Source organism: Thiomicrorhabdus sp., assembly GCF_963662555.1.
GTDB lineage: Bacteria > Pseudomonadota > Gammaproteobacteria > Thiomicrospirales > Thiomicrospiraceae > Thiomicrorhabdus.
The window spans coordinates 2,116,094-2,134,685 of the sequence record NZ_OY759719.1; the positions used below are offsets into that span (position 1 = coordinate 2,116,094).

Annotated in this window: 19 protein-coding genes; 14 read left to right on the forward strand and 5 right to left on the reverse strand. The window is 37.6% G+C overall.

All coding sequences use genetic code 11. The features are described from left to right. The first annotated feature begins 7 nt into the window (after positions 1–7). From thiE to ACORJQ_RS09460, 4 genes are all read left to right on the forward strand, one after another. Positions 8–658: a thiamine phosphate synthase gene (thiE, locus tag ACORJQ_RS09445; RefSeq protein WP_321323979.1), complete on the forward strand. Its 651-nt coding sequence runs from the start codon at positions 8–10 to the stop codon at positions 656–658. Between the two features lie 193 nt (positions 659–851). After that, positions 852–2,132 carry a glutamate-1-semialdehyde 2,1-aminomutase gene (gene hemL / locus ACORJQ_RS09450; protein ID WP_321323980.1) on the forward strand — a complete coding sequence of 427 codons (1,281 nt, stop codon included), beginning with the start codon at positions 852–854 and terminating at the stop codon, positions 2,130–2,132. A gap of 100 nt (positions 2,133–2,232) precedes the next feature. Next, entirely contained in the window at positions 2,233–2,760 is a 528-nt protein-coding gene (locus tag ACORJQ_RS09455; RefSeq protein ID WP_321323982.1) for an elongation factor P hydroxylase, read from the forward strand. Positions 2,761–2,799: 39 nt separating this feature from the next. After that, positions 2,800–3,114: a hypothetical protein gene (locus ACORJQ_RS09460; RefSeq protein WP_321323984.1), complete on the forward strand. Its 315-nt coding sequence runs from the start codon at positions 2,800–2,802 to the stop codon at positions 3,112–3,114. 29 nt (positions 3,115–3,143) lie between these two features. Here the strand turns inward: ACORJQ_RS09460 and ACORJQ_RS09465 are convergent, their stop codons facing one another. Next, positions 3,144–3,473, reverse strand: a complete 330-nt coding sequence (locus ACORJQ_RS09465) for a DMT family transporter (protein WP_321323986.1) — start codon at positions 3,471–3,473, stop codon at positions 3,144–3,146. 446 nt (positions 3,474–3,919) lie between these two features. Between ACORJQ_RS09465 and ACORJQ_RS09470 the strand changes: the two genes are divergently transcribed. From ACORJQ_RS09470 to ACORJQ_RS09480, 3 genes are all read left to right on the forward strand, one after another. Continuing rightward, positions 3,920–4,516: a hypothetical protein gene (locus ACORJQ_RS09470; RefSeq protein WP_321323988.1), complete on the forward strand. Its 597-nt coding sequence runs from the start codon at positions 3,920–3,922 to the stop codon at positions 4,514–4,516. A 77-nt stretch (positions 4,517–4,593) separates the two neighbouring features. After that, on the forward strand, positions 4,594–5,046 hold the full coding sequence (locus ACORJQ_RS09475) for a DUF302 domain-containing protein (RefSeq protein WP_321323990.1): 453 nt from the start codon (positions 4,594–4,596) through the stop codon (positions 5,044–5,046). A gap of 3 nt (positions 5,047–5,049) precedes the next feature. After that, complete coding sequence (locus ACORJQ_RS09480; RefSeq protein WP_321323992.1) at positions 5,050–5,184, forward strand: hypothetical protein; 135 nt, start codon at positions 5,050–5,052, stop codon at positions 5,182–5,184. A gap of 179 nt (positions 5,185–5,363) precedes the next feature. Here the strand turns inward: ACORJQ_RS09480 and mpl are convergent, their stop codons facing one another. After that, the gene (gene mpl / locus ACORJQ_RS09485) at positions 5,364–6,758 is read right to left on the reverse strand and encodes a UDP-N-acetylmuramate:L-alanyl-gamma-D-glutamyl-meso-diaminopimelate ligase (RefSeq protein WP_321323994.1); all 1,395 of its coding nucleotides are present in this window, start codon (positions 6,756–6,758) and stop codon (positions 5,364–5,366) included. Positions 6,759–6,806: 48 nt separating this feature from the next. Here mpl and ACORJQ_RS09490 point away from each other — a divergent pair, with 48 nt between their 5' ends. Both ACORJQ_RS09490 and ACORJQ_RS09495 read left to right on the forward strand, forming a co-directional pair. Next, on the forward strand, positions 6,807–7,994 hold the full coding sequence (locus ACORJQ_RS09490) for a ribonuclease D (protein WP_321323996.1): 1,188 nt from the start codon (positions 6,807–6,809) through the stop codon (positions 7,992–7,994). A 176-nt stretch (positions 7,995–8,170) separates the two neighbouring features. Continuing rightward, on the forward strand, positions 8,171–9,460 hold the full coding sequence (locus ACORJQ_RS09495; RefSeq protein ID WP_321323997.1) for a 6-phosphofructokinase: 1,290 nt from the start codon (positions 8,171–8,173) through the stop codon (positions 9,458–9,460). Positions 9,461–9,558: 98 nt separating this feature from the next. Here ACORJQ_RS09495 and ACORJQ_RS09500 read toward each other — a convergent pair whose 3' ends face one another. Then, positions 9,559–12,483: an EAL domain-containing protein gene (locus ACORJQ_RS09500; protein WP_321323998.1), complete on the reverse strand. Its 2,925-nt coding sequence runs from the start codon at positions 12,481–12,483 to the stop codon at positions 9,559–9,561. Positions 12,484–12,670: 187 nt separating this feature from the next. Beyond that, the gene (locus ACORJQ_RS09505) at positions 12,671–13,249 is read right to left on the reverse strand and encodes a hypothetical protein (protein WP_321324000.1); all 579 of its coding nucleotides are present in this window, start codon (positions 13,247–13,249) and stop codon (positions 12,671–12,673) included. Positions 13,250–13,659: 410 nt separating this feature from the next. On the opposite strand from ACORJQ_RS09505, the gene ACORJQ_RS09510 reads away from it, so the two are divergent. The 5 genes from ACORJQ_RS09510 to ACORJQ_RS09530 all read left to right on the forward strand — a co-directional run bounded on the left by ACORJQ_RS09510 (position 13,660) and on the right by ACORJQ_RS09530 (position 17,782). Beyond that, a complete protein-coding gene (locus tag ACORJQ_RS09510; protein WP_321324002.1) occupies positions 13,660–14,499 on the forward strand; it encodes an MYG1 family protein in 840 nt (279 codons plus the stop codon). Positions 14,500–14,758: 259 nt separating this feature from the next. Continuing rightward, positions 14,759–15,352 carry a type II toxin-antitoxin system RelB family anti-toxin gene (locus tag ACORJQ_RS09515; protein ID WP_321324004.1) on the forward strand — a complete coding sequence of 198 codons (594 nt, stop codon included), beginning with the start codon at positions 14,759–14,761 and terminating at the stop codon, positions 15,350–15,352. Positions 15,353–15,583: 231 nt separating this feature from the next. Then, positions 15,584–15,922 (forward strand): P-II family nitrogen regulator, encoded by a 339-nt coding sequence (locus ACORJQ_RS09520; protein ID WP_321324005.1) that lies wholly within the window; start codon positions 15,584–15,586, stop codon positions 15,920–15,922. 23 nt (positions 15,923–15,945) lie between these two features. Further along, on the forward strand, positions 15,946–17,196 hold the full coding sequence (locus ACORJQ_RS09525; RefSeq protein ID WP_321324006.1) for an ammonium transporter AmtB: 1,251 nt from the start codon (positions 15,946–15,948) through the stop codon (positions 17,194–17,196). A 142-nt stretch (positions 17,197–17,338) separates the two neighbouring features. Then, entirely contained in the window at positions 17,339–17,782 is a 444-nt protein-coding gene (locus ACORJQ_RS09530) for a GNAT family N-acetyltransferase (RefSeq protein WP_321324007.1), read from the forward strand. A gap of 72 nt (positions 17,783–17,854) precedes the next feature. Here the strand turns inward: ACORJQ_RS09530 and ACORJQ_RS09535 are convergent, their stop codons facing one another. Beyond that, positions 17,855–18,556 (reverse strand): type 1 glutamine amidotransferase, encoded by a 702-nt coding sequence (locus ACORJQ_RS09535; RefSeq protein WP_321324008.1) that lies wholly within the window; start codon positions 18,554–18,556, stop codon positions 17,855–17,857. Positions 18,557–18,592 lie beyond the last annotated feature (36 nt).

The following is an 18,592-nucleotide window of genomic DNA, read 5'->3' on the forward strand; positions in this document are numbered from 1 at the left end:
TACTTTTATGACCCAGCCCACGTACAAACCTTTATCTGGTTTATATGTCATTACTGATACTCAGTTAATGAATAGTAGCAACATCCTAGCAATGGTTGAACAAGCACTTTTAGGTGGTGCTCAAATTGTTCAGTTTAGGGACAAAGTCAATAACCCAGCAATAAAACTTGAACTCGCCACAAAGCTCAAAGGGCTTTGCCAAAATTACCAGGCCTGGTTCATTATTAATGACGATATTCAACTCGCTAAAAATGTACAGGCTCACGGTATTCATATTGGCAAAAATGATGCTGATATTACTTTAGCTCGTGAAAAATTAGGGCCGAATGCAATAATTGGCGTGAGCTGTTATAACGATATTAATCGTGCCAAAAAAATGCAAAGTCTAGGAGCTAACTATGTGGCTTTTGGTCGTTTCTATCCATCAAAAACCAAACCTAATGCTCCACAAGCAGAAATATCTACCTTAACAATTGCTAAACAACAATTACAGATCCCTATTGTGGCAATTGGCGGAATTACCATAGACAATGCACACCAGCTCATAGAAGCCGGAGCCGATTCTGTTGCCGTAATTCAAGGTGTCTTTGCTCATAAAGATATACAACAAAAAGCCAAAAAGATTCAGCTTTTGTTTGAGCAGAATAATCAGCATTAACCAACATTAACAAATATTAATAATCCACCTTAAACAAACTTGTACAAACTTAAACAAACTTAATTAACCGCAATAAGCTCGCTTATAATTAACAACAATTCACGCTATAATACCGACACAATTTAGCGAACCTATTCTGCTTTTTAAAGGCCAAAAAATCTGCCTCTAACAGCTTTACCAAAAAGGAATCTCCATGAGTAAGTCACATGATCTATTTGAAGCCGCCCAAAAACATATTCCAGGTGGCGTAAACTCACCCGTTAGAGCGTTTAAAGGGGTTGGTGGAGATCCTGTATTTTTTAAAGAAGCCAAAGGGGCTTATTTAATTGATGCCGATGATAGACAGTACATTGACTATGTTGGTTCTTGGGGTCCTGCAATCTTAGGTCATGCCAACCCAGAAGTGGTTAAAGTTGTTCAGCAACAAGCCGAAAAAGGTTTAAGTTTTGGTGCCCCAACTGAAATTGAAACGACAATGGCCGATTTGGTTTGTGACTTAATTCCATCAATGGATATGGTTCGTATGGTGAGCTCAGGAACCGAAGCTACGATGACCGCCATTCGTTTAGCACGTGGCTATACCGGGCGTGACAAAATTGTTAAATTTGAAGGCTGTTACCACGGTCACTCAGATTCATTATTAGTAAAAGCCGGTTCTGGTGCTTTAACGCTTGGTGTACCTTCATCCCCTGGTGTGCCAGCTGCCCTTGCAGAAGAAACCCTAACCTTAACTCATAACGATTCGGATGAAGTGCGTAAAGTATTTGCTGAAATTGGTGATCAAATCGCTTGTATTATTGTTGAACCCGTTGCGGGCAATATGAACTGCATTCCTCCTGAAGAAGGTTTTTTACAAACGCTTCGCGAAGTCTGTGACGAGTCTGGTGCGGTACTGATTTTTGATGAAGTCATGTGTGGTTTCCGTGTTGGTCTACAAGGTGCACAAGGTTTATATAACGTACAACCAGACTTAACCACTTACGGTAAAGTGATTGGTGGCGGTATGCCAGTTGGTGCATTTGGTGGTAAACGTGAAGTCATGCAACATATCGCCCCGCTTGGCCCTGTTTATCAAGCTGGTACTTTATCTGGTAACCCACTAGCGATGGCGGCAGGTTTAAAGACTTTACAAATGATTCAAGAAGACGGTTTCTTTGAAAACTTAACCGCTAAAACAGCAAAATTATTAGCAGGCATGCAAGCGGCTGCCGATGAAAATAACATTCCATTCACCACCAATCAGGTGGGCGGTATGTTTGGTTTCTTCTTTACTGAAGAGAAAAATATCCGTCGCTTTGCCCAAGTAGCCAAAGGCGATATGGATCGATTTAGAGCCTTTTACCACGGCATGTTAAATGAAGGCATCTACCTTGCCCCATCGGCCTTTGAGGCTGGCTTTATCTCTGCAAAACATACCGATGAAGACGTAGAAAAAACCATTGCAGCCGCACGTAAAGTTATGGCCTGTTTATAAAAACTGATTTTACCAGGCCTTTATCACCCCCTTACGGGGTGTGATAATTTACTTTTACCAGGCCTGGTAATTCTATTCATCTTCGATTACTCAAAATCTCATGTCCCACACTCCAGATACCCTTGTAACGCTTTTCAATCAAACCTTTATTCCAAGTCATAACACTCAATTAATTTGCTGTGAAGAAGAACCTGTTTATCGCCCTGCTGATGAGAACCACCCACACCATAGAATTATTTTTGCCCATGGCTTTTTTGCCAGTGCCTTGCATGAAATTTCACACTGGTGTGTTGCAGGTAAAGAGCGGCGATTACTAGAAGACTTTGGTTATTGGTATGAACCAGACGGTCGCTCAGAGCAGCGCCAGGCCGAATTTGAAAGAGTAGAAATCAAACCACAAGCTTTAGAATGGATATTCTCAGAGTCAGCCGACTTTACCTTTCATTTTAGTGCCGATAATATTGCTTTAAACAACCAACCATCAGAGCCTTTTAAACAAGCGGTACTTGAACAAGTTCAAGAATATTTAGAAAAGGGTCTACCTAGACGTGCTCAAATATGGTCTGATGTACTCTTAAAGCACTATCGGCCCAACAAGCCACTTGATAAAAAGGTTTTTGCCCTATAATTCAGCTCAACAATAGATATTAATCATCAGGAAGACAATATGAAAAAGAAAAGCGGTTTATTATTACTTCTCTCTTGGTTAGCTGGCGTAGTTGGTCTCATTTTAGGCCTTACCCTCGAACCACTTTGGTTTGCTCGTTTTGGGAGCTTAATTGTACTTTTTGCGGTAATGAGCGAATACTCTTTATTACACGGTGAACTTAAAATCCTTTACGACAGTTTAGAAAGCCACAACACCATTAAAGAGTTAGACGATATTACCCCATCTCGTTGGCATCAAAAGAAAGTCCATCTAACGCACATTACCTTAATAACCGGGACATTAATCTGGGGCTTTGGTGACTTACTTATTTAAAGCATTTCTCTTGCAAAAATCGCTTAAAACTAATGAGCGGATGTTTTAGAAAACACCTGAATCACAACCACTCCAGCCAAAATTAGTGCCATACCTATCCAAGCCGCCATATCTGGCACCTGCTTAAAAAAGACCATGCCTATAATCGCCAATAAAATAATGCCAAGCCCTGCCCAAATGGCGTAAGTAATCCCAATAGGCAAATGTTTTAACGTTAGTCCTAAAAAATAAAAAGCCAACCCATACCCAACCACCACAATCACGCTAGGCCATAAGTTAGTAAACCCTTCAGTCAGCTTTAAAAAACTGGTCGCAACCACCTCAAAAAAAATCGCTAAACCCAAATACAAATAAACCATATTTATTTCCTTTAAAAAACCCTTAATCAACATGGTTTAATCATGCACTATTAAACCCTAAATAGTAAGAACATCTACGTCCGTTTGCAACAACCGTTTTCAGTAGAAATCGCATATTATTTTCAGCGTAATTCACTACGAATTTATTTTAGTAACTAGGTTTCTTGTCATGCTTGTATAACTAACTTCCTTAATTACAGTTATACCTTAAGAAAAACAATAACCTTTTATATTAAATATTAAAACGGAATTACCAGGCCTGGTAAACCTGTTTTTGGTTTTATATTAATTGGCATAATGGCTTTCCAAAGGCTTAAGTAACGATCTCAAACTTTCTGCTTTAACAAGTCTCTAAAGCGTTCTGCGTAAACGCTGTACGCTTCTCTTAATCGTTAATGCTAAGATATGGAGACAATAGAATAAGCTGGCTTTGACTGGAATCAATAATGATTAAAACCATTTTTATAACAATTAGCACTACATTGATAGTTGCTACTTTTGTGGTATCGACATTTCTAAATGGAATCTTAGGCCTTTTTGGCCTCGCCTCTACTTCTACTAAAACACTGAATGAACTAAGAAATTCCAAACAGGTCGTTGAAAACATGAAAAAACGACATGCTGAGAAAAAGCTGGCTGTATCAAAAAAATATGTTAAGCGTTCAAGTCAAAAAATTGCTTCCTCAGCGGTAGCTGCTGCAACTATTGGAACAGCAGGAGTGGTAGTAACTATAGCAGGGCTTGAGGTTTATGAATATTGTGAAGATAAAAAAGAACTTCAAGAAGATGAAAACATATTGTTCAATAAGAAAGAAGAATTCAATTTTAACGAGTGCTTAATTGCTGCAAACGAAGACTCAAAAGAAATAGTTACATCGGTAAAAAAAGCCGTACCCGAAATAGTCGATCAGGCCTGGGAAGATACAAAGGGCTTTAGCAGTGAAACTTGGGAAACAACCAAAGCAATGAGCGCCAGTGTTTGGAGTAATTCTCTAGACACGTTGGATGGTTTGTGGAAAAAATTCACGGATTGGATAAATTAGTTATAAAAATGAAAGTCAGATAATTATTATCTCTATATCTTTCAAAACACTAAAATTTAACTCGCAGGAATATAGAAATGAAGAGATTAATACCATTAGCTTTAGTTTTATTTTGTACATCATTTTCAGTTGTTGCTGATGATGGTTTGGTTAAATACCAAAGTCATTATTCGGTAAAAGAAACGGCTGACCGTTTTGAAAATATTGCCAAAAGCAAAGGGATAACTGTATTTGCAAGAATCGACCATCAAAAAAATGCCAGTGGTGTAAATTTAACATTACGACCAACCGAAGTGATTATTTTTGGTAATCCTAAAGTGGGGACACGTTTAATGCAGTGTGCTCAAGATATTGCGATAGATTTACCTCAAAAGGTAATGGTAACTGAAGATGCCAATCATTTAGTTTGGTTAACTTATAACAATCCTGATTACCTAAAGAAACGCCATCAGGTTAAAGGCTGTGATGAGGTATTTAATAAGATATCTGGCCTGCTAAAAACGTTATCAAAAGCAGCGATAGCAAAATAAGCATTGTCTAAAAATACGTTAATGCCAAATGGATATATTCATGGAGCAATGCACCAACTCCGTTTGCCAGAAGAAATACATTTACCCAATGCTTACATAATTTTTATTGCCACAGAACATGCCAGGCCTGGTATTTAAGCCTAATTGAAAAGGTGACCAGGCTATTATGCTTTTTTGTAGAGTGTGGTTTCGAGCTGCGGTAACGTTTCTATACATTCACTTAGGTGGCTTGGGTGGTATTATCATCCAAACAATCCACCCTACTACTAAGAGTAAGATGGCTATTTCTAATAATGCCCACATAGTCTTTATTGGCCTTAACGTTCTTGTAATGCGGTAAATAAATTTTGGTGAATACCACCAAAACTGCCATTACTCATTATCACAACGGTATCACCAGGTTGTAATTCATTCACTAACTGTTCTAACAAAGCTTCATAGCTATTTTGTACGTGTACAGGTTGGCTAAATTGTTCTGTTGGTAATTGCCAATTCCAATCATCATCAATAAACGCATAGACGGCATCGGCTTCTTTAAAAGCTAACGGCAAAGTCGCTTTATGAATCCCCATTCGCATAGTATTTGAGCGAGGTTCAAACACCGCAATCAATCTACCAGATTTACCAGGCCTGGTAGATTTTGACAGTTGATTTTTCGCCCCTTTTAAAGTGGTTTCAATTGCAGTTGGGTGATGAGCAAAATCATCATAGATTTTAATGCCCTGCTTTGGACCTGATTGAACTTCGCCAATTAATGTCATTCTGCGACGAATCCCAGTAAACTTAGATAGCCCTTCTACCGCTATACGTGCAGGTACGCCACAATGAACGGCTGCAGCTACCGCGCTAAGTGCGTTTCTTACATTGTGTAATCCTGTTAATGGCCAAACCACACGCCCTAAGCAACTGCCTTGAAACATCACTTCAAACTCAGAACCATCTTGCTCATAAAGCTTATAACTCCATTCAGCACTTGAGCCTTGCTTTTCAATTGGTGTCCAGCAACCTTGTGTGATGACTTCATCTAAATTAGGTTCATAATTAGGCATAACAATCAAGCCATTGCCCGGCACCGTACGAACTAAGTGATGAAACTGTTTTTGAATATCTTTGACCGAATCAAAAATATCGGCATGGTCAAATTCAAGGTTATTAAGTACACAGGTTCTTGGGTGGTAATGGACAAATTTTGAGCGTTTATCAAAAAATGCCGTGTCATATTCATCGGCTTCTACTACAAAAAATGGCGAATCACCTAAACGGGCGGAAACACCAAAGTTTTCTGGCACGCCGCCAATTAAAAATCCAGGGTTCAATTTAGCAAACTCTAAAATCCACGCCACCATAGAGGCGGTTGAGGTTTTGCCATGCGTACCCGCAACTGCGACTACCCAGCGATCTTTTAAAATGTGTTCTGCCAGCCATTGTGGACCTGAGGTATACACTTGCTGTGCATTTAACGTGGCTTCTACTGCAACGTGACCTCGGCTTTTAGCATTACCCACCACAACCGCATCAGGCTCGTGTTTTAAAAATTCAATTGAATCGTCATCCATTACGCCAATGCCCGCTTGTTCTAATTGCGTGCTCATTGGAGGATAAATCGCTTTATCAGATCCCGTAACCTCATGCCCCATGGCTTTGGCAATTTGGGCGATACCACCCATAAAGGTTCCGGCAATGCCTAATATGTGTATTTTTTGCGGTTTCACTGATTTATCCTTGCTCTAATAGTAACTAACTTTTAAACTTGACTGACTATGACAAATCAAGCCTATATATCGATTCTGACTGAATCACAACTAAATGACTACTGCCAACAGATTCTAGCAAATTCCACCATCACATGGATTGCGATTGACACAGAATTTGTGCGCGTTGATACTTATTTTTCTGAATTAAGCTTGGTACAAATTCAGGATTGCTTAGGACAAGCGGCGATTATTGACCCTATCGCCATTAAAGAAACCGCTGAAAGTGACCAGCCTCTTAATGCTCTTGTAAAATTATTAGCCGATACATCGGTGGTTAAAGTATTTCATTCCGCTCGCCAAGACATTGAGGTGTTGTATCAACTACAAAACCAAATGCCTGCCGCTATTTTTGATACCCAAATCGCCGCTATTTTTAAAAAACATGGCGATATTGCAGGATTTGCCCGAGTTATTGAGAACGAACTCAATACGAAATTAGACAAAAGCCAAACTCGAACTAATTGGCATCATCGCCCATTAACCGATAAACAAATAGAATACGCTTTAGACGATGTTCGCTACTTAGCACCGCTTTATGAAAAATACCTTGTAGAATTGAGTGATACTCAACTGCAAGCGGTGATAGAAGATTGTAACGCTCTGCTAGATAAATCACTGTATGAGCCTAACCCTCTTAAGGCAGGCGAAAAAGTCAAAGGTACCAAAGGACTACGTGGCAAAGGGTTGGCAATTGTAAATACCTTGGCTAAGTGGCGAGAAGAGTTTGCCATTGAAAACAACCGCCCTAAAAAATGGGTTATGAGTGATGAAGTCATTGTGCATATTGCCAAACGACCACCGCAAACCGTGCAAGCATTATATAAAGTGCCTAATATTAAGGCCTCGTCAGTTAAGGGGTATGGTGAACAGTGGATTGAACTGATTGATGAAGTATTTAACCTTCCACAAGACAGTTTACCAAAGCAAGAAGCGAAGCCTACAAAAGAGACGCCTCAAGAAGAAGTTTTAATGCATTTTGCTAATGCGTATATTCACCAGATTGCTCTTGAGTACAATATCATGGCGAATCATTTAATTAATAAAACGGATTTACTCTCACTGGTTAGAAATCCTAATCAAGCATTATTAACAGGTTGGCGTGAAGAATTAATTGGCCATTCACTGGTTGCTCTTTTAACAGGTCTGGTAGAATTAAAAATACAAAACCAACAAGTGGTACTTGTTCATAAATAATTAGCAATATTCAAATTGACTCTCTTTATAATTTAATTTTCTAGAAAGCTTTGTACGGATCATGGTTGAAACAAGTTTTAAAACCAAAAGCAGTGAGATTTTAGCCATTTTTACTCATTTGTGAGCTCGTACAAAACGCTCTTCTTTTTCAAAAAAATAACTCAGGAAATATGACCGTGAATGTAGCTCAACCACAACAGCCTAAAAATATACTTTATGCACAAGCTGGTGGAGTAACCGCCGTAATTAATGCCAGTGCTGCTGCAGTGCTTGAAACCATTCAACAACACCCCAACGTTTTTGGTAAAACCTACGCCGCTATTAATGGTATTAAAGGTGTACTTGAAGAAGATTTGGTAGATTTGTCTGATATTGACGATGCCACAATAGACCAACTTAAATACCAACCTGGAGCGGCTTTTCAAGCATGCCGTTTTGACCTTGATCCTTTAGAGCATAACCCCGAGCAATATCAGCGTGTGTTAGAAGTATTTAAAACTTACGATATTGGCTATTTCTTGTATAACGGTGGTAATGGCTCAATGGTTACCGCTCAGAAAGTTGCTGACTATTGTTGTGAAAATGGTCACCCAGTTATATGCGTTGGCGTAGCTAAAACTGTTGATAATGACTTAGATATCTCTCATTGCAGTCCTGGTTTTGGGAGTGCCGCAAAGTACGTTGCAACCAGTTTTATAGAAGCCACATTAGACGTAATGTCAATGTATCAAACATCAACCAAGTTTTATATTATGGAAGCTATGGGGCGCAATACAGGTTGGTTAACTATTGCTGCAGGCCTGGTAAAGGAAGTTATCCCGGATGCTCCGTTAATCGTTTTACCCGCTGAATGCAAGTTTAATAAACAGGCTTTTTTAGATAAAGTAGACGCCTTAGTTGCCTCTAAAGGTTTTTGTGTTTGTGCGGTATCAGAAGGGTTAATGGATGAGAATGGTGAATATATTTCTATTGCCACAATTGAACATACTCATGAACGAGACTATATTCAACTGGGTGGTGTGGGTTCAACCCTTGCACACTTAGTAGGGCAACATTTAAACAGCAAAACGCATTACAGTGTTCCTGACTATTGCCAACGCTCAGCAAGTCACTTAGTCTCTGAAACCGACTGGCAAATTGCTTACCAAGCAGGTAAAGCCTCAGTAATGGCGGCAATAAAAGGAGAACACGGTGTATTGCCAATTGTAAAAGTGACTTCTGAAGCCCCATTTACCTTTGAATTTATTAATGTGCCATTAATTGAAGTAGCTAACCTAGAAAAAACTGTGCCTAAACACTTTCTAACTGAAGACGGAATGGATGTAACACAACAGGCTATAGACTACTTAAAGCCGCTTGTTCAGGGCGAAAAAAGTGCACCATTTAAAAATGGTTTACCAGACATAACACCTATAAAATTTAAAACGGTTAAACCGAAAATGCAGCAATTTATTGCCATTAAATAAACGTTAATCTGTAAATCCGCACACAACCTATGGCTTAAAAAACCCACTTTTTAAATTTTTAAAAATTGGGTTAATCTTAAGTGAGTTAATCTTAAAATTTATAACCAAGGTTTTATAATCAGCGGAATATCTTCAGAAGGAACGGGTTTTGAGTAATAGTAACCCTGTATTAACTGACAACCGTTCTGTAATAAGAAGTCTTTTTGCTCAACGGTTTCAACACCTTCTGCAACAACTTCTAAACTTAAACTCTCTGCCATAGAAATAATGGTTTTAGTAATGGTGCAATCTTCTTCGTCATTAGGCAAATCTTTAATGAAAGATCTATCTATTTTTAATTTGGTGACTGGTAAACGTTTTAAATACGACAACGATGAATAACCAGTACCAAAATCATCAATCGCAATCTTCACTCCCATTTCACCCAAATCAAGCAGTAAAGAATTGATGACTTCTAGGTTTTTCATAATATCGCTTTCAGTCACTTCAAAAACCAACCACTCTGGCTTACACTGGCTACGAACTAGGCAATCTTTTAAATAGTAAATAAAATCTGCTTTCTGAAGTTGTTTAGCCGCTAAGTTGATAGATAAAATCCCTGGATCAATACCTTGTTGATGCCAGTCGGACCATTGTTGCATAGCGGTTTTCATGACCAACCTATCTAGCTCAACAATCAAGCCCGTCTCCTCTGCTAAAGGAATAAAGGTATTGGGTACCACTAAGCCTAAAGCGGGATGCATCCAGCGGACTAAAGCCTCCATACCTACAATTTTATTGGTTGCGGCATTAATTTGTGGCTGGTAGTGAATTATGAATTCATTTTTATTGATCGCTTGCCTTAAACTTGCTTGCATAGCAACATGTTCAAAGGCAGCTAAGGTCATATCTCGGGTATAAAATTGAAAATTGTCTCTACCCTGTTCCTTCGCTCTATACATTGCTGCGTCTGCACACTTAAGCAATGCCTCTGTTGTTTGACCATCTTTGGGGTAAACACTTATACCTAAACTGCTAGAAAGATAAAAAACTTGTTCTTTTATAAATACAGGCTCTTTAGAAATATCAATGAGTTTCTTAGCAAAAATAGAGATGTCATTTAACTGCTCTACTTCATTCATAATAATGGTAAATTCATCACCGCCAATTCTTGCAAGAGTGTCTGAGTCTCGAATACAGGTATGTAATTTTTTACCCACTTCTTGAAGAACCTGATCCCCAACATCATGCCCCATAGAGTCATTAATCTGTTTAAACTGGTCTAAATCTAAGAAGATAAGTGCAAATTTTTGTCTGTGACGTTTTGTTTGTTGAATAGCATGCTCGAGCCGGTCCTCTAACATAAGACGATTTGGCAGCCCTGTTAAAGCATCATGATAAGCTTGATAGTGCAAATTCTCTTGCTGGCTAATCAGCATTTGTTCATTCTTGCGTTGTTGAGTCACATCTTCATAGGTGCCTAAAACACCAATAACTTCTCCATTTACACCTTCCAAAGGTACCTTGGATGTTGAAAGAATAATGTCTTTACCTCTTCCTTTAATTTGGTTTTCTTCAAATTGCAAAAGTGGCTTGCCAGTACTCATAACCTGAATATCATCTTTACGATATTGTTCTGCATTGGAACTGGCCCAAACCATATCTTCATCGGTTTTTCCAATAAGATCTTCCTGAGACTCTAGTTCAGCATCTTGCAAGAATAATTTATTAGCTCCCAAATAGCAGCCGTTTAAATCTTTCCAAAAAATTCTAACTGGCACAGTATCGACTATTTTTTGCAGTAAATTTAACTGCGTTTTTAATGCCTCTTGTACCGCATGTAATTCTGAAATATCGGCATCAAAAATGGCGTAACACATTTTCCCTTTATAAGAAACTCGCTGAAGAGTGGCGTGCACGGGATAAGTCGTGCCATCTTTACGTTTATGTAAAGAGATATTACTCATTCTATTAAGATTATCGCCAACCTCTTTAAGGTGTTTAACGTGTTCGGGTGTAAGCATAGGATTAAGTTCATATATCGTAAAACTCAAAATCTCTTCATTGGAATAACCCGTGTTCAAAGAAGCACTTTCATTAGCATATAAATAGCGATCGGTGTCGTAGTCAACGATATAAAGTTCTTGGTGAGCAACTCTGATTAAATCTGCCAATTCATTGCTTTGATTTTGTAAGTTGACTTTATCGCTAATATCAAGTGATGAACCAAGAACCTTTATTGCTTGATGATTTTCATCATAAATTGCTTCAAAAAATGTTTCTAAATAGACAAAATCATCTTCATTGTCACCAATAGGAACTTTTTCTCTAACTGAAACACGCTCGCCAGTTTCGATTGTTTTTTCAATCATTGCTTGAATTAATTTTTTTTCTTCTTCAGAAATCTTGGAATAAAATTTATCAAGCGTAGGTTGAAATGATTCATGGTCCTCACCCAAAATGTGATACATCTCTTCAGACCACTTTAGGGAGCCGTCAAGCAAGTTAATTTCCCAACTACCAATTTTGGCAATACGCTGAGTTTCAGCTAATAACTGCTCACTTATTTTTAAATCTTGGTTTTTTTGAAATAAACGTTCAGATTTAGTCTGTAGAGATTGAATAACCTCATCGGGAGTATCGGTTTCAACAAAAACAATTAAATGATAATCGCCAACCACTCTTTTTTCAGGATGCGCTGTAACCTGAAACCAACGATCAGCCCCATCTTTACAACGAATTTTGACTGATAAAGAGGTAAATTTTGTTTGATTCTTTCGATTAGATTCCATAGACGAATACCAAGAATGGGTAATATAGTCTCTATAAGATTCTTCTGGGCAGGATTTTTCAAACCAGGTCTTATCATCTGGAATATCATCAACGGTGTAACCAATTGAATTGACGAAGGCAGGGTTTACATAAACAAATTCATCACTTGAATAGTCGCTATCTGTACACTCTTGGTATCTATTAATCACCACAGGATTAGGCAATAAAGAAATAACAGAAATAAGCTGCTCTAAATCAACTGAATCAGGCATTTAAACTCACTTTACACACTTAACATTACTAAAAAGGTTGGAATTTATAACATTCTCAGTATATCTGTATTTTATCTATGAGTCATTAAATTATGGCTCTGTCATTAGAAGGTATAAGTTCAGTCCTTAAAAACAAAAAAAGCCCGAAATTCGGGCTTTTTATACAACTAAATGCTAAATTTAGTTACTAAGAACCTGCATGCATTGCCTTAAACTTTGCAATTAAATCAACCGGTTTTTTCTTTTTATTTTGTTTGTTTAAAACAAATACAACTGTCTCACCATTTGGTCCTGCACCAATGTCGGTAAACATAAAGGTAGGCTCACCAATTTTACGAACAAAATCCATGTCATCTTTGTTATCAAATACATAGATTCGATTATTTGCATAGATTTCACCGTAAAAATTATCGTAGCTTGTTTTACCATCCCAAAGCATAGCAGCAGGTGTGTTTGCCCCTTTTTTCTTATCTTCTTTTGGCAAACCAAATACAACCGTTTCACCATTTGGACCAGCACCAATACGAGTCAATCTAAAAGAGGTTTCTCCAACTGATTTATATCCTTTAAAAGTTGGAAGATCGTAAAAAATATTTATACGTCCTTCATCATGAGACTCAAACAAGGTAATTGAAGTTGCTGTAACTTCTGCCGCTTTACTTGCGACAGGCTTAGATTCTGCTTGTTTTGTTTCAGTTGAATTACAACCAGTTAATGCCATTGAAGCTGTTAAAGTCGTTACTGCAAATAAAGAAAATAAACGCATAGTGTTTTCCTAAAATATAAAACTAATAAATATCATTTGTTTAGATAATATTGTTCAAATTACTTGCTCAATACGAATCACTTAAAACCTATGCAATACAAGCAAAATGTTAATAAGTCTCCGCAGAGGAATCTCAACAATAGAATCTAAACAAAACTCAAAACTTGCGTTTATTCTAAAAAGGTTTTTTAAAACTTAAGTAACAAATAGATGACAGTTTTGTGACTTACCCTATGCTTACAAAGTTTTAGATGGCCACAGGGCATGCCAGGCCTGGTAAATATGTATTTATAAAAATAGCCCTAGTACATAAAAGCGTTTATAAACCAAATAGACGACAAATACGCTAAAATACAAACCAAGAAAACCTTAACAAATAACCACTATTTACATACCTAAAGGGAACATCCATGCTTGTTACTCACTCAGGTCGCTTTCATGCCGACGAAGTCTTTGCCATATCAATGGTGCTAATGGTTGAAAAGCGTCAAATTACTCGAACTAGAGACGAGGAGATTATTAAACAAGCCGATATCGTTTTGGATGTTGGTGCTGAATACAATCCAGAAACATTACGTTTTGACCATCACCAAAATAGTTTTACTGAAGAACGTGACAACGGAATCCCATTTGCTACAGCAGGCCTAATTTGGCGACATTACGCCAAACGCATTTTTAATATAAAAGGGTTAAAAGGTGATTATGAAGTTGCTTTTGCAACCCAATGGGTAGATGACAAACTGATTGCCGATATTGATGCCGTAGATAATGGCATGTATTTAGATGACCCTCGCCCATCAGTTTCTCAAATTATTGCGATGATGAACGAATCTTCTGACGAGCCTGAGAAACAAGAAATTGCTTTTAATAAAGCCATAGAGTTTACTACTGAGATACTCAATAATTTTATCAAGGCGGCGATAAAAGAGGCTGAAGTCGTAGTGGAATTAGAAGAGTATGCTAAAACAGTTGAAAACGGTATTTTAGTATTAGACAAAAACTTACCTTTTAAAGATTTCATTACCTCACATCCAGAAATAAAACGCGTCGTTTACCCAAGAAGTGAAGAGCAATTTGGTGTGTACTGTAATGGCCAAGAAAATCACTTACCTCAAAGGTTTAGAGGTTTAAGAGATACTGAACTGAATGAAGTAACCGGTTTAACTGACACTATTTTTTGCCATAAATCAGGTTTTATGTCAGTAAGCCTTAGCTTAGAAAGTGCCCTTTTTATGGCCAATAGCCAATAAAACTAAACAAAAAATAGAAAAAAGCAATAAGTTACAAAACACCGTAAATTATTGCTTTTTGTTACAGATCATAACCAGTATTTTCTACTATTTAGAATACAATAAATCAAAATACCCGTCTTTATAGCAAGCGTATAGATGTCCAATAGATGACGTCATCCCCTCTTTATTTATACTCAATATATAACTTTATCATTCAAAATATGAATAAGTTAGCGTTATAATTACGTAAACTTTATTCACTAATTGAAAGATTGACATGATTCCTAAACAACCACAAAGCTTAGACCTGCATATTGGTAAAACAATCAATAAAGCCAGAAAAAAACAGAGTCTTACTATTGCTGATATAGCTGAACAATCAGGCATTAGTAGAGGAATGTTAAGTAAAATTGAAAATGGTCAAGTCTCGCCTAGTTTAGATTCTCTTCTCAAAATCGCGAGAGCACTTGGAATTCCTATATCTGCATTATTCAAAGAGTTTGATAATGAAGAAAGCCAAGCACAATTAATACGATCCAATGAAAGATTGGAAGTGGTTCGTCGTGGAACTAAAGTAGGCCACACTTATCACCTATTAGCTTATGACAATGGACCTAATAAAGCTTTTGAACCCTTTCTTATCTCTTTGGACAATAAAAGTGAGGTTTTTCCTACATTTAGTCACGAAGGTACGGTTTTTATGTACCTTCTTGAAGGCGAGATGATTTATCGTCACGGCAAAAAAAACTACCATATGAAACCCGGTGACTCTCTAACTTACGATGCTAAAGTTTCACACGGTCCTGAAGAATTGATTGAAGTACCTATACGATTTCTAAACATCATAATCTACAATCAGCCTGCACCATAATAGGAAAATCCCAACCTCCCATGGTGCAACTTTTATTCCTGTAAGGAATAAAAAACCATGAAAACACACCTAACATATTGATTTAAATATCTTTTAATTTTTTTGGCACCAAACGTTCTTAATCCTCATTGGTATTTGTTCCATACCACCTTGAATCAAGCTAATAATCAATTTGATTAGAAGCTTGATTCATTTCATTTTTCTATATCTTTTGTATTTAGGGGTCGCACCATGAAATTAATTAAAGCGATCATAAATCCTTATAAGCTTGATAACGTACGCGAAGCTATATCTTCATTAGGAGAGTTTGGTCTTACTGTTACAGAAGCTAAAGGTTATGGTCGCCAAAAAGGTCATCAAGAAATTTACCGAGGATCAGAGTATCAAATCTCATTTGTTCCAAAGGTTTTACTAGAAATAGCCGTGCCAGATGATGTTTTAGAGAGCATTATTGAGGCTATTGTCAACAATGCAAAAACAGGCAAAACAGGAGATGGAAAAATTTTTGTTTTGCCATTAGAAGAAGCTGTACGGGTTCGTACCTCAGAAACTGGTGATGCAGCATTATAGTTTTTAAAAGTTTGGAGTAGATTATGGAAGGAAATTTTTTACAACTATCCTATGCATTGGATACGTTTTATTTTTTAATGAGTGCCGTGCTAGTTATGTGGATGGCGGCTGGTTTTGCAATGCTGGAAGCAGGTTTAGTTCGTAGTAAAAACACAGTTGAAATCTTAACTAAAAACGCATTGTTATACAGTGTTGCTTGCACTATGTACTTAATCATTGGTTACAACGTAATGTACCCTGCCGACGCAATAAGTGCTTACCTACCAAACTTAAGTTTTTTATTAGGTGCTGACAATACAGTAGAAGCTGTTTTAGCTGGTGGAGATGATGCTCCTTACTATTCAGGTATGTCTGATTTTATTTTCCAAGCTGTATTCGCAGCAGCGACCATGTCTATTGTGTCAGGTGCGGTTGCTGAGAGAATGAAACTATGGCCTTTCTTAGTGTTTGCAGTTGTTATGACTTCATTTATTTATCCTATGGAAGGATACTGGAAATGGGGTGGTGGTTGGTTAGACCAATTAGGCTTCCAAGATTTTGCAGGTTCTGTTGTGGTTCACATGGCGGGTGCTGCTGCTGCATTAGCTGCTGTCATTATGGTGGGTGCACGTAAAGGTAAATACGGACCAAAAGGTGAAGTTCAACCGATTCCTGGAGCGAACTTACCAATGGCTACTTTAGGTATGTTTATTTTATGGATGGGCTGGTTTGGATTTAACGGTGGTTCTGAGCTTATGGTTTCAAACGTTGATGAAGCCAATGCTGTAGCAAAAATCTTTGTAAACACTAATGCCGCTGCTGCAACGGGGATGATTGCTGCTGCCCTTCTAAGTAAATTTATGTTTGGTAAAACAGATTTAACAATGGTTTTAAACGGTGCTTTAGCAGGCCTGGTATCTATTACTGCCGAACCTCTTGCCCCTACACCAGGCTTAGCCATGATTATTGGTGCTGTTGGTGGTGTGATCGTAGTGTTATCTGTGGTATTCATGGACAAGCTTAAATTAGATGATCCAGTTGGTGCAATCTCTGTTCACGGTACTGCTGGTATCTGGGGTATCTTCGCTGTATTGTTTAGTAACTCTGATGCAACATTCATTGGACAATTAGTCGGTACAGTTGCTACATTTGCTTGGATGTTTATTACTTCAATGATTGTCTTGTTTATTATTAAGAAAACAGTTGGACTTCGTCCTACGGAAGAAGAAGAACAAGAAGGTATGGATTGGGAAGAATGCGGTATGGAAGCTTACCCAGAATTTACACAAAAGTAATTTCTACCTTACCTTAGAGACCTTTGCGCTCCATACATGCAAAGATCTCTTTTATAAAAATGGCCGCTTTGCGGCCTTTTTTATTACTTATAATTCTTAAACACTAATCCGCAAGTTAACTTGCCATTTAAGGATAACGACAATGAAAATTAGACCAGCTGAATGCAAAGACATACCAGACATGATTCAGTTACTAAAAGTTTTATTTGAAATAGAAGTTGATTTTGAATTTTCACCAGAGAAACACCACGCTGGATTATCCGCTGTTATTCAAGACCAAAATTGCGGTGCTTTTGTCGCTTTAAGCGACAATGAAAAACTGGTTGGGATGTGTACAGCACAATGGGTAATCTCTACCGCAACAGGACAAAAATCGGCCTGGATGGAAGACTTAATTGTTGCTAATAAATACCGTGGTAATGGTGTAGGACACCAATTAATCGAAGCCATACAGAGGTGGGCAATAGAACAAGGTTGCAATAGAATACAGCTGGTATATGACTTGGCTAACCAACCTGCGATTGAGTTTTACGAAAAACGGAACTTTAATCACACTAAATTGGGAGTTTTTACCAAACCTTTGTAGATTTTTAGATAAAAAATAGCCTTTCAAAAGGCTATTTAATTTTAAAAAATTGACTTAATCTAACACGCTTTATTACTTTTTTATCGTAATAAAATCGAGCATATTTTCAAGCTGTATTTGTGCTTGTGCCACTTTATTCTCTACATCAACAAACATTTGTTCTGGGGTGTGAACAAACTCACCTTGAACCATCTGTTCACCTATTTCGTCAATCCAGTCTTGAATAATTTCAGGTGTCACTTCAGGATGACATTGCAACCCAATAACTTTCCCACCATACTGAAAACCTTGATTTTCACAGGCCTGACTTTTCATTATAGATTCTGCTCCAGTAGGTAAAGCAAAAGTTTCTCCATGCCAGTTAAAAATTGGCATTTGCTCAGGAAACTGAAATATTCTTTTGTTTGAAGTGCTATTTGATGTACTGTTTGAAATAGTATGCCAACCAATTTCAGTCTCTTTATTTAAGGTTACAGGTGCACCCAATGCATTAGCGATAAGTTGACCCCCCAAACAAATACCTAAGATAGGCATATCTAACAATAAAGCTTCTTTGACAAATCGTTTTTCCGCAACCAACCATGGATACTCCTCCTCATCATTTACACTCATTGGGCCACCCAATAAAACAATTAAATCAAATGTTTTAGGGTCAGGAAAAACAGTAGATTCGTATAAATTAAGATACACAACATCAGCTTGTTTTTTTTGCAGCCAAGCTGCCATATTCCCTTCTTTTTCAAAAACGGCATGTTTAACGATAAGAACCTTCACAAAATTTCCTTTAATCTTAATAACTTTTTAAATACT

Coding starts and splice junctions, on each gene's coding strand:
- ACORJQ_RS09465 (WP_321323986.1), bottom strand. CDS start 3,473: ATGGTTTATTTGTATTTGGGTTTAGCGATTTTTTTTGAGGTGGTTGCG.
- ACORJQ_RS09470 (WP_321323988.1), top strand. CDS start 3,920: ATGATTAAAACCATTTTTATAACAATTAGCACTACATTGATAGTTGCT.
- ACORJQ_RS09515 (WP_321324004.1), top strand. CDS start 14,759: ATGATTCCTAAACAACCACAAAGCTTAGACCTGCATATTGGTAAAACA.
- ACORJQ_RS09500 (WP_321323998.1), bottom strand. CDS start 12,483: ATGCCTGATTCAGTTGATTTAGAGCAGCTTATTTCTGTTATTTCTTTA.
- ACORJQ_RS09505 (WP_321324000.1), bottom strand. CDS start 13,249: ATGCGTTTATTTTCTTTATTTGCAGTAACGACTTTAACAGCTTCAATG.
- ACORJQ_RS09490 (WP_321323996.1), top strand. CDS start 6,807: ATGACAAATCAAGCCTATATATCGATTCTGACTGAATCACAACTAAAT.
- thiE (WP_321323979.1), top strand. CDS start 8: ATGACCCAGCCCACGTACAAACCTTTATCTGGTTTATATGTCATTACT.
- hemL (WP_321323980.1), top strand. CDS start 852: ATGAGTAAGTCACATGATCTATTTGAAGCCGCCCAAAAACATATTCCA.
- ACORJQ_RS09525 (WP_321324006.1), top strand. CDS start 15,946: ATGGAAGGAAATTTTTTACAACTATCCTATGCATTGGATACGTTTTAT.
- ACORJQ_RS09510 (WP_321324002.1), top strand. CDS start 13,660: ATGCTTGTTACTCACTCAGGTCGCTTTCATGCCGACGAAGTCTTTGCC.
- ACORJQ_RS09455 (WP_321323982.1), top strand. CDS start 2,233: ATGTCCCACACTCCAGATACCCTTGTAACGCTTTTCAATCAAACCTTT.
- ACORJQ_RS09530 (WP_321324007.1), top strand. CDS start 17,339: ATGAAAATTAGACCAGCTGAATGCAAAGACATACCAGACATGATTCAG.
- ACORJQ_RS09520 (WP_321324005.1), top strand. CDS start 15,584: ATGAAATTAATTAAAGCGATCATAAATCCTTATAAGCTTGATAACGTA.
- ACORJQ_RS09475 (WP_321323990.1), top strand. CDS start 4,594: ATGAAGAGATTAATACCATTAGCTTTAGTTTTATTTTGTACATCATTT.
- ACORJQ_RS09460 (WP_321323984.1), top strand. CDS start 2,800: ATGAAAAAGAAAAGCGGTTTATTATTACTTCTCTCTTGGTTAGCTGGC.